Source organism: Achromobacter agilis (genome assembly GCF_900496965.1).
GTDB classification, from domain to species: domain Bacteria; phylum Pseudomonadota; class Gammaproteobacteria; order Burkholderiales; family Burkholderiaceae_B; genus Achromobacter; species Achromobacter agilis.
Genome location: NZ_UFQB01000005.1, coordinates 241,220 through 254,603, shown reverse-complemented (window position 1 = coordinate 254,603; position 13,384 = coordinate 241,220). Strand labels below are relative to the sequence as shown.

Below are 13,384 nucleotides of genomic sequence, written 5' to 3'. Positions count from 1 at the left end.
GGGTGGGGGACATCGGCCGGGACTTGAAAGCGAGCGATTGGCCCCCACATCAGTAGGGTTTCCCGGCGGCCGCGCGGGCTGAACGTCCCGGCCGCTGTTAACCGTCCCTAATTTATTTACCTAGCCACGTAGAACCATGAGCCAAACCGCCACGCCTTCCACGTCCGAAACCCTGGGCTTCCAGGCCGAGGTGAAGCAGCTGCTGCACCTGATGATCCATTCGCTGTACAGCAACAAGGAAATCTTCCTGCGCGAGCTGGTGTCGAACGCGTCGGACGCCTGCGACAAGCTGCGCTTCGAAGCCATCGACAGTCCGGAGCTGCTCGGCGGCGACGGAGAGCTGGCCATCACCGTCAGCTACGACAAGGCCGCCCGCACGATCACGATCTCGGACAACGGCATCGGCCTGTCGCGCGAAGAGGCGGTGGCCAACCTGGGCACGATCGCGCGCTCCGGCACCCGCGAATTCTTCTCGCAGCTGACGGGCGACAAGCAGAAGGATGCGCAGCTGATTGGTCAGTTCGGGGTGGGCTTCTATTCCTCGTTCATCGTGGCCGACAAGGTCACGGTGGTAAGCCGCCGGGCCGGCGCCGCCGACGCGATCCAGTGGGAATCGGACGGCCAGGGCGAATTCACGATCGCCGCGGCCGAGAAGGCCACGCGGGGCACCGACGTGACGCTGCACCTGCGCGCCGACGAGGACGAGCTGCTCAACGGCTGGAAGCTGCGCGAGATCCTGCGCCGCTATTCCGACCACATCTCCCTGCCCATCCGCATGGCCAAGGAAGAGTGGGACCAGGAAAAGGGCGAGCAGGTCAAGACGGACGAACTGGAAACGGTGAACCAGGCCAACGCGCTGTGGGCCCGCAGCAAGTCCGACGTCACGGAAGAGCAGTACCGCGAGTTCTACAAGACGGTGTCGCACGACTACGACGACCCGCTCGCCTGGACGCACAACCGCGTGGAAGGCCGCAGCGAATACACCCAGCTGCTGTACGTGCCCAAGCATGCGCCGATGGACCTCTGGGACCGCGACGGCCGCCGCGGCGTGAAGCTGTACGTGAAGCGCGTCTTCATCATGGACGACGCCGATCAGCTGCTGCCTTCCTACCTGCGTTTCGTGCGCGGCGTGATCGATTCGGCGGACCTGCCGCTGAACGTGTCGCGCGAGATCCTGCAGGAAAGCCGCGACGTGCGCGCGATCCGCGAAGGCTCGGCCAAGCGCATCCTGTCGCTGCTGGAAGACATGGCTGAGAACAAGGCGGAAGACTACGCCACGTTCTGGTCGGAATTCGGCCAAGTGCTGAAGGAAGGCGCGGGCGAAGACCACGCCAACCTGGAACGCATCGCCAAGCTGATGCGCTTCGCGTCCACGAACACCGGCGACCAGGCCCAGACCGTGTCCTTCGCCGATTACGTGTCGCGCATGAAGGAAGGCCAGGACAAGATCTACTACGTCACGGCGGACACCTTCGCCGCGGCCAGCAACAGCCCGCACCTGGAGATCTTCCGCAAGAAGGGCATCGAAGTGCTGCTGCTGTCGGACCGAGTGGACGAATGGATGCTGTCCTACCTGCGCGAGTTCGACGGCAAGTCGCTGGTGTCGGTGGCCAAGGGCGGCCTGGACCTGGCCGAGCTGGCCGACGAGGAAGAAAAGAAGCACCAGGCCGAAGTGGCCGAGGACTTCAAGCCGCTGGTCGAGCGCCTGCAGAAGACGCTGGAAGACCAGGTCAAGGAAGTGCGCGTGACGCTGCGCCTGGTGGATTCGCCGGCTTGCGTGGTGGTGGGGCAGAACGAACTGAGCCCGCACCTGCTGCGCATGTTGAAGGCCGCGGGCCAGGAAGCGCCGAACGTGAAGCCCGTGCTTGAAATCAACCCCGAGCACCCGCTGCTGGCGCGCATCCGCGCGGCCGACGATGGCGAGTTCGACCAATGGGCCCGTCTGCTGCTGGACCAGGCCCTGCTCGCCGAAGGCGCGCAGATCGCCGACCCGGCGGCGTTCGTGAAGCGGTTGAATGCGCTGCTGTTGAAGTAAGCGGCAAGCAGTCGGCACGCAAGAGCCCCTGGCATGGCGCCAGGGGCTTTTGTTTTTTCCGCCGCCTTCGCGCGAGGCGATGGCGCCTGGAAAAAATAAACAGGGGCTTATGCGGGCGCAGGCGTTAACCTTCGGGCTGACGCCTTGTCGGACCTTGCCGAGCCTTCCATGCCCCACACCCGCGCACCCATTGCAGAACTCAAGATCGGTTTCATCGGCGCGGGCCGCCTGGGCCGCGCCCTGGCGTGGAGCCTGGATGCGGCCGGCTGCCGGGTGCATGCGGTGGCCAGCCGCGGCGCCGCGCGCGCGGCCGAGCTGGCGGCGCCCATTGCGCATTGCCTCCAGTATCCGGCGCAGCGGCTTGCCGACGAATGCGACCTGGTGTTCATCACTACGCCCGACGGCGCCATCCAGGCGATTGCGGACGAGCTCCAATGGCGCGAGGGCCAGGGCGTCGTGCACTGCAGCGGCGCCACGGAAGTCTCGGCGCTGGCCAAGGCCGCCGCCGACGGCGCCATGGTTGGCGGCTTCCATCCCATGCAGACGTTCGCCGACCCGGCCGCGGCAGCCAAGTCCCTGCCTGGCTCCACGATCACGATAGAAGCACAAGGCGAGCTCAGCCGCACCCTGCTGGGGCTGGTCGAGTGCCTGGGCTGCGCCGCCAACCAGCTGCCTCCGGGCATGCGGGCCAGGTACCATGCCGCGGCGGGGTATGCCTCGCAGTACATCAACGTGGTGCTGGGCGAGGCCGTGCGCATCTGGCAGTCGTGGGGTGCGACCGAGGCCCAGGCCCTGCCGGCGCTTGTGCCCATGGTGCGGGGCACGCTGGCCTCCATCGAGGCCGCGGGGCTGGCCAAGGGCATGCCGGGCCCGGTATCGCGCGGCGACGCGGGCACCGTCGAGAAGCACGTGGCGGCCCTGTCCGAGCTGGACGGCGATACGGCGCGGCTCTATCGCGAACTGTGCCTGCGCAGCGTGTCGCTGGCGCTTGCGGCGGGCGGGATCGACCCGGACAAGGCCGCGCGCATCGAGGCCATCCTGCGCGTCCCCCAGGCCTAGCCCGCGCCGGGCGCGTCCAGCCGGAGCGTGCCCGCAAGCCATCGCCGTTTGCCATGGCAGCCCGAGAATTTACGATGCCATCCGCGATGGGAATTGCGCGATTATTGCTGCCACGGTAGCGGCCGGCCGCGTGCGGCGTAGCCTCTTCCGCCATAAGAATCCCGCGGGCCATGCGGGGCATGGAGAGAGACATGACACATCGCGCATTCATGGAGGCGCGGCGCCGGGTCGTGCGCGGCCTGGCCCTGGCGCCTTGGATGACCGGCGCCATCGCCGGTTCGCTTGCCGCGGGATCCGCCCGGGCCAGCACCGGCGGCGCCGGCAATTTTCCTTCCCATCCTCTGACGTTCATCGTGCCCTGGGCCGCGGGCGGCGGCGGGGACATCGTCGTGCGCATGCTGACTTCCAAGCTGAGCGACCGGGTGCGCCAGCCCATCGTCGTGGAGAACCGCGGTGGCGCCACCGGCACGATAGGCAGCGCCCAGGCGGCGCGCAGCAAGCCCGACGGCTATACCGTGGTGTATGCCACGGCAGACTCGCACTTCATCTTTCCGCAGCTGTACAAGCAGTCTCCCTACGATGCGTTGCGGGATTTTTCGCCGGTGGCGCCTATTGGCTATTTCCAGTTCGGGCTGGCCGTGCATCCGTCCATTCCGGCGCGCAACGCGCAGGAGTTCCTGGCGCTGGTCCGCAAGTCTCCTCGCAAGTACACCTATGGCACCTGGGGCATCGGCAGCACGGCGCAGCTGGTGATGGAGAACTTCAAGGCCGAGAACGGACTGGAGATCCTGCACGTGCCGTATCAGGGCACCGCGCCGGAGCTGCTGGGGCTGGCCTCGGGGCAGGTCGACGCCGCCATCCTGCCCATGCAGATCACCGACGGTTATGTGAAAGAGGGCAAGATCCGGATGCTGGGCCTGGGCTCGCCCGAGCGCTACGCCACCTTGCCGGACCTGCCCACGCTGAAGGAGCAGGGGATGGACCTGGACCTGCGCAGCGCCGTGGGCCTGCTGGGCCCGGCCAACATTCCCGCGCCCATCCTGGCGCGCCTGAACGACGAGCTCGGCAACGTGATGCGCGACGCCACCGTCCAGGAGAACCTGCGCACGCAGTACATCGTGCCCCAGATCATGAAGACCGAGGAATACCGCGCCTTCCTGCAAAGCGAATACCAGCGCTGGGGCGGCATCGTGCGCAACTCCCGCGTCCAGATCGAGTAGGGCGGGCCGTTGCGCGCCGCGGAGGGCCGCGGCACCCGTTCACTAGGAGAATCCATCGACATGACAGTCCTGCAGCAGCCCCTGCCGCTCATCGGCAATCATCTGAACCGGCCCGAATCGGTGATCGCGCTTGCCGACGGGCGCCTCTATGCCTGCGACCGCCAGCGCGGTGTGGTGCGCGTGGACCGGGACCCGGACGGCCAGCCCGCGGTGCAATGGCCGGCGGAAGAATTCGTGGCCAACGGCATTGCGCTGCTGGATGACGGCACCTTCCTGATCGCCAACGTCGGCCCGCGCGGCGGCGCATGGAAGCTGGTCGCGCCCGGCCAGCTCGAACCCTTCCTGACCGAGGAGCAGGGCCTGCCGCGCTCGCCGCTCAACTTCCTGTTCCCGGACGAACATGGCAACGTCTGGCTGTCGCTGTGCACGCAGCGGGAGCCGCGCAGCCTGGCCTTCCATACGGAGAACGCCGACGCCATGATCGGCGTGATGCGCCCGGGCAGCCGCCGCGTCGAGATCGTGGCGCGCGGGCTGGGCTTCAGCAATGAGTTGCGGGTGGACCCGACGGGCCGCTGGCTGTACGTGAACGAGACCATCGCCCGCCGCATGTCGCGCTTTGAAATCCTGCCTGGGGCAACCCTGGGCAAGCGGGAGCTTGTGTGCGAATTCGGGCGCGGCACCTGGCCTGACGGCCTGGAGTTCGACGAAGAGGGCGGCATCTGGCTGACCAGCGTCGTCAGCAACCGCGTGCTGCAGGTGGACCGGCACGGCCATTGCACCGTGCACATCGAAGATTGCGACGACGGCGCCATCGACGCGGCGGAACGGGCCTTCGCCGCCAATGCGTTCGGCTTCGAGGAAATCAGCACCGGCAAGCACTACGGCCTGCGCAATATTTCCAGCATTGCGTTTGGCGGGCCTGACCTGCGCACCGCCTACCTGGGCAGCCTTTTCAATACGGGCATTTCGGTGTGGCAGGCGCCCGTGGCGGGGGCGAAGCCGCTGCACTGGAACGTGGGCAGGACCGTGCTGGACTGAGCTTCCGAGAGGGAGAAAAGATTCCCGATCGGTAACTATTTGGCGTGGAAACAGATGTCGGATATTAATTATTCCCGATCGGTAATTTTTTGAGCGACATGGCGATTTATTCGCTTAGAATTACCGAACGGTAATTCTGGAGGCGCTCATGGCCGCGAACGATATTCCCGCCGCTCTCGCAGGCGAATCCGGTGTGACTATCCGCAGCTCGGCCGAGCTGGGAGCGCTGGTGAAGGAGGTCCGGCGCTCTCAGGGCCTGTTGCAGGCGGATCTGGCTGGCCTGTCTGGCACGGGCAATCGCTATGTGGTGGATCTGGAGCGCGGCAAGCCGACACTGCAGCTGCAGAAGGTGTTGGACATGCTGGATCTGCTGGGCCTGGAAGTGCGGGTGGCGCCCAAGCGCGCGAGCCTGTCATGAACGCTGCCGATGGGCTGGACATTTATCACGCCGACCGCAAGGTCGGCCGCTTGTTCGACGAGCGGCCCTTGCGCTTTGTCTACGACGATGCCTGGCTGGGCCTGCCCGGCGCGCATGCTATCTCGCCATCGATGCCAATGCGTAGCGGTGATCACGCGGGCGGGGCCGTCCATGCCTTTTTTGAAAACTTGTTGCCCGAAGGGCAGGTCCGCAAGTTCCTGCAGGCCAGCCGTCATGCCACGACCGTGTTCGGGCTGTTGCGCAGTGTGGGAGGCGATACCGCCAGCGGTTTGACCATATTGCCGCAGGGCGAGCGGCCAGCGCCGGCGCGCTATCGGCCTGCTACCTGGCAGGAAATCGCGGCTCGCCTAAAGGATGCGGCGGTGCCGGCGCTGGTCGCGGAGAACGCGGACGGAGCGCGGATATCCCTGGCGGGTGCCCAGGACAAGCTGCTGTTGATGGTAATGCCGGATGGGTCGCCTGCGCTGCCCGAGGGGGCGGCGCCATCCTCGCACATCCTGAAGCCGGACATACGGGGTTTCGACAAGGTCTGGTCGTCGGCTCTCAATGAAACCCTGGTGATGCAGTTGGCGGACAGACTGGGCCTGGGCGTGGCGCAGGCCAGTTATCAGCGCGACACGCGAGCCTGCCTTATCCGGCGCTATGACCGCGCATTCGACGACAAGGGCGGTTTGTTGCGCATGCATCAGTTGGACTTATGCCAGCTGGCCGGTAAACCATCCGACGTGAAATACGAATCGGACGGCGGCCCGTCACTGGCTCAGTGCCGCGAATTACTGGGAAGGATGGGAGTCGGCGCTGCGGATTTGAAGCGATTGCTGCAATGGGTGCTGTTCAATCTGTGCGTGGGCAACAACGATAGCCATGCCAAGAATCTGTCCGTATTGCAGATGCTTGGCGGGCACTACCGTTTGGCGCCCTTCTACGACTTGATGTGCACCTCGATCTACCCAGGGTTGGCCCGCAATTTTGCCTTGTCGATCGGTGGGCAGGCGAGGCCGGGCGCCATCGGACCGGAGCAGTTGGAGACGATGGCGCGAGAGCTGGGTTTTGCTTGGCGATATGTCAACGCGGTGGGCGAGGCGCTGACGAATGAGCTGCCCGCGGCGTTGGAACAGGTGCAGGCGGCGCTGCTGGAGCAGGTCGCCGCCGACACGGAGCGCGCATTGGTGGAGCGCCTGGGCATGTGGATTCGGAAAAACACCCAAAAGCTCGCGAAGCGCTGGGGCTGGAACCCTTAAGCGCCGCTTCGTATCACCACCGCGTCCAGCGCCAGCGCGCCCTGGCCGTCGGGTAGCGCAAGCAGGGGATTGATCTCCACCGAGCTGAAGTCCGCGCGGCGGGCATGGGCGAAGCGCGATAGCGCCGCCAGCGCGTCGGCCAGCGCGCCGATGTCGCAGGGCGGCGCGCCGCGCGCGCCTTGCAGCAAGGCATATCCCTTGATCTCGCGGATCATCGCCAGGGCTTCGTCGCGGCCGAAAGGCGCCAGTCGGAAGCTCACGTCCTTCAATACCTCGACGAAGACGCCGCCCAGTCCGAACATCACCACCGGCCCGAAGACCGGATCGCAATGCACGCCGGCGATGCACTCCACGCCCTTGGGCGCCATGGGCGCGACCAGCACGCCATCGATGCGGGCCTGGGGGCAGCGCCTGCGCACCGCATCCATGATGTCCGCATGCGCGCGCCGCAGCGCGTCCTCGCCCGCGACATTGAGCTTGACGCCGCCTACGTCGCTTTTGTGCACGATGTCGGGCGACACCACTTTCAGCGCCACGGGGCAGCCCAGGGCCGTAGCGGCCCGCACCGCTGCGCCGGCATCGGCGGCTAGCGTGCAGGGCGTGGCGGGAAGCCCGGCATGGCGCAGCAGCGCCATGGCCTGCACCTCGTTGTAGGCGTCCAGCAGCGGCGGGGCGCCGTCTGGCGAGGCTGAGGGAGCGATAGCGCTGGCGTCCATATCCGCGCGGTCCGCCAGGCTGGCCACGGTGCCGATGGTGCGGATGGCGGCGCTGGGGTCCGGGAACACCAGGCAGCCCAGGCGTTCCAGTTCGCGGCGGCGCGCGGGCGGGAACAGGGCGCTGATGGCCAGCGGTACGCCGGGGTGGCGGGCTTGCATCTCGCGCGCGAAGGCCTCGAAGGTAGGCCACAGCGCTTCGGACGAACCGGCGGCGGCGAGAAACACCGCCAGCGCGTCGTAGCCGCCATCCGCGAGGACGTCGTCGGCGGTCGTCAGGAGCAATCCCGGCTCGGAGACGGCCTGGCCGGTGACGTCCACGGGATTGCGTCCGCTGGCGAAGGGCACGCGCTCCAGCAGACGCGCCTGGGCCGGGGCGGCGGGTTCCGGCAGGGCCAGCCCGGCGTCCTGGGCCTCGTCGGCCATCAAGGCGCCGACGCCGCCCGAGATGGTGAAGATGCCCAGGCGCTTGCCGGCGGGAGGCCGCTTCCAGGTGTCCAGCGCGTAGCCCAGGTTGAAGAAGTCCTCGATGCTGCGGGCGCGCAGGGCGCCGTACTGGCGGAACAGCGCGTCATAGACGGCGTCGTCCCCGGCCAGCGCGGCGGTGTGCGAGGCGGCGGCCTGCGCGCCGGCCTGGGTGCGGCCGATCTTCGTGACGACGACGGCCTTGCCCGCCGCGCGCGCCGCGGCCAGGGCGCGGCGCAGCTTGTTGCCGTCGCGGCAGCCTTCCATGTAGGCCATGATGACGCGGGTGTCGGCGTCGTGGGCCAGCCATTCGATGCAATCGGCGACGTCGATGTCGGCCTCGTTCCCCGTGCTGATCCAGTGCGACAGCCCGAGCCCGCGCTCGCGCGCCATGCTGTACGCATAAGCGCCGAACGCGCCGCTCTGCGACACCATGCCGATGCCGCCGGGCGGCACGATGCCGTTGGCGGGCGCGGGCGAGAAGGTGGCGTAGACCTTGCGCCGCACGTTCATGAAACCCAGGCAGTTGGGGCCCAGCAGCCGGATGCCGCGCTCGCGGGCAACGGCGCAGAGCCGTTCCTGCTGCGCGGCGCCGGACGCGCCGGTTTCGGAGAAGCCCGAGGTGAAGACCACCGCCGCGCCGACCTGGCCGGGGCGCGCGCGCTCCAGCGCCTGCGCGGCGTGGGCGGCGGGCACCGCCAGGATGGCCAGGTCTATGTTCCCGTCCAGGGCGTCCAGGGACGGCAAGGCGGCCAGGCCCTGGATGGTGTCGGCGCGCGGGTTGACGGGAACGATGCGGCCTTCGTAGCCGTGCTGGCGCAGCAGCGTGACGGGCATGGCGCCGATCTTGCCTGGCGTGGCGGAGGCGCCCACGATGGCGATGCCTTGCGGGTCGAAGAGGCGGGACAAGGTGGAGTCGGGAAGCTGGGTCATGGTGCGGGCAAGGGAGTTCAGGAAAAGCGCGCCACGCTGCGGCCGATGCTGCCGCGTTCGAGCATGGCGGCCAGCGCCTGGGGCAGGTCGGAGGGTTCGATGACGCGGGAAATCAGGTCCAGGTGGGCCGGCCGGTACCCGGCGGCGAGTTTGTTCCAGACCTGGCGGCGCAGCGGCATGGGGCTGTTGGCGTTGATGCCCAGCAGCTTGACGCCGCGCAGGATGAAGGGGATGACCGAGGACGGCAGCTCCGCGCCGCCCGCGTTGCCGAAGGCGGCGGCGACGCCATCCGGACGCAGGCTGGCCAGCGCATGGGCCAGCAGCTTGCCGCCCACCGAATCGATGACGCCGGCCCAGCGGGCGCTCATCAACGGCTTGATGCTGGCCGACAGGTCGGGCGGCGCGATCACCTCCTGCGCACCCAGGGAGCGCAGATAGTCTTCGGCATCCGGTTTCCCGGTCATGGCGCATACGCGATAGCCGCGCTGGCTCAGGATGTCGATGGCGATGCCCGCGACGCCGCCGGTCGCGCCGGTGACCAGCACCTCGCCTTGCTCCGGCGTCAGCCCGCAATGCTCCATCCAGTGCAGCGATAGCGCGGCGGTGTAGCCGGCCGCGCCCAGGACCGCCGCATCGCGCAGGTTGATGCCGGCGGGTAGCGGCAGCACCCAGTCGTGGCGGACCCGCGCGTATTCGGCATAGCCGCCGTCGCAGTCCACGCCGATGCCGAAGCCGTGCACGACGACCTCCTGCCCCGGCGCCAGCGCCGGGTCGGCGGAATGCACCACGGTGCCCGAGAGATCGATGCCGCCAATGCGCGGATACGCGCGGATGATGCCGCCACGGCCGGCCTGGGCCAGCGCATCCTTGTAGTTGAGGCCGGCGTAGGCCACCTTGATGAGCGTGTCGCCCTCGGACAGCTCGTCCGCGCGCAAGGTTTCGAAGCGGCCTTGCGGAGGCGCGTCCGCCGCGCCGGCGTGCAGGCGGTAGGCCTGGAAGGTAGGGTTATCCATCGTGGTCTCCTTTGGAGTCTCAGGCACGCGCCAGCAGCCGGCGCGCCAAGGTGGCGCGATGCAGCTCATTGGCGCCGTCGTAGATGCGGAAGGGGCGCATTTCCTGCCAGACCATGGCCACGGGCGTGTCGTCCGAAAGCCCCGACGCGCCCATCATCTGCACGGCCCGGTCCGCCACGCGGTTCACTGCCTCGGACACGAAGACCTTGGCCATGGCGCTGTGCTGCTTCACGGGCAGGCCGTCATCCATGCGGCTGGCGCAGTCCAGCGTCATGAGGCGGCTGGCGTGCAGATCGATGTGGGAATCGGCCACCATCGCCTGGATCTGCTGCAGGTCCGCCAGCCGCGAGCCGAATGAATCGCGCTTCACGACATAGGCCTGCGCGGTTTCCAGGGCGCGGCGGGCGCGGCCGATGTAGCGCATGCAATGGGACAGGCGGGCGGGCTCCAGCCGCAGTTGCGCGTATTCGAGGCCGCGGCCGGGTTCGCCCAGCACCGCGTCGTCGTCGAGCTCGCAGCCTTCCAGCAGGATCTCGGCGTGGCCGCCGATCTGGTAGCCGGTGACCATGCCGATATCGCGCACGACGCGGTAGCCCGGCGTGTCGGCAGGCACCAGGAACAGGGTGGCGCCTTCTTCCGCCCGCGCCAGCACCAGCGCGAAATCCGCGCCCACGCCGCCGCTGATGAACTGCTTATGTCCGCTCAGTACCCATCGGCCGCCGCGGCGTCCGGCGCGCGTCTGCAGCATGGAGGGATCGGAGCCCGCGCCGGGGGCGGGCTCGGTCATGGCGAAGCAGGCCCGTCGCTCGCCGCGCACCAGCGGCGCCAGGAAGCGTTCCTGCTGGGCCGGGCTGGCCAGCCGCAGCAGCGTCAGCATATTGGGCTGGTCGGGCGCGGCGCAGTTCAGCGCGGCCGGCCCCAGGAAGCCGCGCCCGGCCTCTTCCAGCACCTGAGCCAGCGCGCGCCAGCCCAGGCCCAGCCCGCCCCATTCCCGGGGCAGCTGCGGCGCGTACAGACCGGCTTCGCGGGCCTGCGCGCGCAGCTGGGCCACGCAACGGTCCAGCGCGGCCACGTCGCGCGCAATGGCGGGCGATTCGGCGGGTATCGCGATGTCGTCCACGAAGCGGCGCATGCGTTCGCAGAGATTCTGCACGGCCGCGTCGTCATTGCGTTCTTGCCTGGGTTGCGTCATGGCTATTCCTCGATCTTCACGCCGGCCTGTTTCACGACGGCGCGCCAGCGATCGGTTTCGTCGGCGATGTGTCGGCCGAAGGCCTCCGGCGTGCCGCCCGTGGGCTGCATCCCCAGGCCGGTGAAATAGCTGCGCACCTCGGGGTCGGCCAGCACCGCGTTGACCTGGCGGTTCAATTGGGCGATGACTTCCTTCGGCGTGCCGGCCGGCGCCATCACGCCCCACCACGACGACGCCGCCAGCGGCACGCCCAGCTCCGCCAGTGTGGGCACGTCGGGCAGCTCGGGGTTGCGCGCCTGCGCGGCGATGGCCACGGCGCGCAGGCGGCCCGCCTTGACCTGCGCGTACACCGGCGGCAGGTTGTCGAAACTCATCTGGACCTGGCCGCCCACCAGCGCAGTGGCGGCCTCGCTGCTGCCCTTGTACGGGATGTGCCGCAGCGCGATGCCGGTCTGGTGCGAGAACTGCTCGCCCGCCAGGTGCGGAATGCTGCCCGTGCCGGCGGTGGCGAACGTCAGGCCTTGCTGCTGGGCCGCGGCGCGTTTCAGATCGTCCAGCGTGCGCCAGGGGCTGGCGGCCGGCAGCAGCAGGTAGACCGGCACGTCGGTGGCCCAGACCACAGGGGCCAGGTCGCGCTTTACGTCATAGGGCAGCTTGGCGTACAGCACGCTGTTGGTCGCCAGGTTGGCGGTGCCCATCAGCAGGGTATAGCCGTCGGGAGCGGCGGACGCGACATAGGCGGTGCCGATCTGCGTGGCGCCGCCGGGCTTGTTCTCCACCACCACGGGCTGGCCGAGCAGCGGAGCTAGCTTGCGGGCGATCATGCGCGCTGCGGTGTCGGTGCCGCCTCCGGCGGCATAGGGCACGATCAGGCGGACCGGCTTGTCGGGATAGGCGGCGGCCGCCGTGCCGGCCATCCCGGCCAGGGCAAGCGCGCACAGGGCGCGCAGTGTACGGATGAAGGAATGCATGGCTGTCTCCCGGCTTGCGCCTATTGGATGCGGGTGCCGGTGGACTGCACCAGCTTGCCCCACCAGGCGGTTTCATCCGCGATCTGCTTGGCGAACTCGGCCGGGGAGCTGCCCAGCGGTTCGGCGCCCAGTTCCTGGAAGCGGGCGCGCAGCCTCGGGTCTTGCAACGCCTTGACCACTGCCGCGTGCAGCCGCTCGATGACCGCGGCGTCGGTGCCGGCGGGCGCCATCAAGCCCTTCCATGCCATCACCACGAAGCCCTTCTGGCCCGCTTCGTCGAAGGTGGGGATGTCGGGCGCGGCGGTGGCGCGCTGGTCGCTGGGCACGGCCAGCGCGCGCAGGCTGCCGGCCTTGACCTGCGGCAGCAGCGCCGGCATGTTGTCGATCATGAAGTCGATATGGCCGGCCACCAGGTCGGTGATGGCGGGCCCCGTGCCCTTGTACGGCACGTGTTCCGCCTGCAGCCCGGCCTGCTGCTTGAGCAGTTCGCCGGCCAGCTGCGCGGGCGAGCCGTTGCCCGGCGATCCGAAAGACAGCTTGCCGGGATGGCTGCGCGCGTATTGCAGGAACTCCTGCAGGTTCTTCACCGGCATGGATTTCGTCACCACCATCAGGTTGTGCTCGCGCTCCAGGCAGCTGATGGGCGCCAGGTCCTTGGCCGGATTGAACGGCATGTTGGCGTACAGGCTGGGATTGATGACGGTGGGGCCCGCCGCCGCCAGAAGCAGCGTGTAGCCGTCGGGCGCGGCCCGGGCCACGAAGTCCCCGCCGATGTTGCCGCCGGCGCCGGGTTTGTTCTCCACGATGACGGGCTGGCCCAGGATCGGATGCAGCGCTTCGGCCAGCAGGCGTCCAAGGATGTCGGTGGAGCCGCCCGGGGCGAACGGGACGATCAGCCTTACGGGCTTGTCGGGATAGGCGGCCGCGGCCTGGGGCGGCAGCGCGGCGCAGGTGAACGCGGCAGCCATGGCCGCGATCCATTTCGGCAGGTGCTTGTGCAGCATGGAAGTCTCCTTTGGTTGTGCGGGCCGCCGGCTTCTCGCGGCTGCGGTCCCGTTGTGTCCG

The 13,384-nt window shown here is 68.5% G+C and carries 11 protein-coding genes; 6 read left to right on the top strand and 5 right to left on the bottom strand.

Annotated elements, in window-relative coordinates; all coding sequences use genetic code 11:
• Window positions 1-136 precede the first annotated feature (136 nt).
• The 6 genes from htpG to AGI3411_RS08535 all read left to right on the top strand — a co-directional run bounded on the left by htpG (window position 137) and on the right by AGI3411_RS08535 (window position 7,032).
• Window positions 137-2,035, top strand: a complete 1,899-nt coding sequence (htpG, locus tag AGI3411_RS08560; protein ID WP_129526942.1) for a molecular chaperone HtpG — start codon at window positions 137-139, stop codon at window positions 2,033-2,035.
• 168 nt (window positions 2,036-2,203) lie between these two features.
• Window positions 2,204-3,094: a Rossmann-like and DUF2520 domain-containing protein gene (locus tag AGI3411_RS08555; RefSeq protein ID WP_129526941.1), complete on the top strand. Its 891-nt coding sequence runs from the start codon at window positions 2,204-2,206 to the stop codon at window positions 3,092-3,094.
• A 191-nt stretch (window positions 3,095-3,285) separates the two neighbouring features.
• The gene (locus AGI3411_RS08550) at window positions 3,286-4,314 is read left to right on the top strand and encodes a Bug family tripartite tricarboxylate transporter substrate binding protein (RefSeq protein ID WP_165359109.1); all 1,029 of its coding nucleotides are present in this window, start codon (window positions 3,286-3,288) and stop codon (window positions 4,312-4,314) included.
• A gap of 60 nt (window positions 4,315-4,374) precedes the next feature.
• Window positions 4,375-5,352, top strand: coding sequence for an SMP-30/gluconolactonase/LRE family protein (locus AGI3411_RS08545; RefSeq protein ID WP_129526939.1), 978 nt, complete (start codon window positions 4,375-4,377; stop codon window positions 5,350-5,352).
• Between the two features lie 148 nt (window positions 5,353-5,500).
• The gene (locus tag AGI3411_RS08540) at window positions 5,501-5,770 is read left to right on the top strand and encodes a helix-turn-helix domain-containing protein (RefSeq protein WP_129526938.1); all 270 of its coding nucleotides are present in this window, start codon (window positions 5,501-5,503) and stop codon (window positions 5,768-5,770) included.
• Window positions 5,767-7,032: a type II toxin-antitoxin system HipA family toxin gene (locus AGI3411_RS08535; protein WP_129526937.1), complete on the top strand. Its 1,266-nt coding sequence runs from the start codon at window positions 5,767-5,769 to the stop codon at window positions 7,030-7,032. Before AGI3411_RS08540 ends, AGI3411_RS08535 begins: the two co-directional genes overlap by 4 nt.
• On the opposite strand, the gene AGI3411_RS08530 is transcribed toward AGI3411_RS08535, so the two are convergent.
• Genes AGI3411_RS08530 through AGI3411_RS08510 form a run of 5 tightly spaced genes read right to left on the bottom strand, consistent with a single transcriptional unit; the run spans window position 7,029 to window position 13,323 of the window.
• Window positions 7,029-9,143 carry an acetate--CoA ligase family protein gene (locus AGI3411_RS08530; RefSeq protein ID WP_129526936.1) on the bottom strand — a complete coding sequence of 705 codons (2,115 nt, stop codon included), beginning with the start codon at window positions 9,141-9,143 and terminating at the stop codon, window positions 7,029-7,031. The two genes, AGI3411_RS08535 and AGI3411_RS08530, sit on opposite strands and share 4 nt — an antisense overlap.
• A 17-nt stretch (window positions 9,144-9,160) precedes the next feature.
• The gene (locus tag AGI3411_RS08525; protein ID WP_129526935.1) at window positions 9,161-10,156 is read right to left on the bottom strand and encodes an acrylyl-CoA reductase family protein; all 996 of its coding nucleotides are present in this window, start codon (window positions 10,154-10,156) and stop codon (window positions 9,161-9,163) included.
• A gap of 19 nt (window positions 10,157-10,175) precedes the next feature.
• Window positions 10,176-11,348: an acyl-CoA dehydrogenase family protein gene (locus AGI3411_RS08520; protein ID WP_129526934.1), complete on the bottom strand. Its 1,173-nt coding sequence runs from the start codon at window positions 11,346-11,348 to the stop codon at window positions 10,176-10,178.
• Between the two features lie 2 nt (window positions 11,349-11,350).
• Window positions 11,351-12,319, bottom strand: a complete 969-nt coding sequence (locus AGI3411_RS08515) for a Bug family tripartite tricarboxylate transporter substrate binding protein (RefSeq protein WP_129526933.1) — start codon at window positions 12,317-12,319, stop codon at window positions 11,351-11,353.
• A gap of 20 nt (window positions 12,320-12,339) precedes the next feature.
• Window positions 12,340-13,323 carry a Bug family tripartite tricarboxylate transporter substrate binding protein gene (locus AGI3411_RS08510; RefSeq protein WP_129526932.1) on the bottom strand — a complete coding sequence of 328 codons (984 nt, stop codon included), beginning with the start codon at window positions 13,321-13,323 and terminating at the stop codon, window positions 12,340-12,342.
• Window positions 13,324-13,384 lie beyond the last annotated feature (61 nt).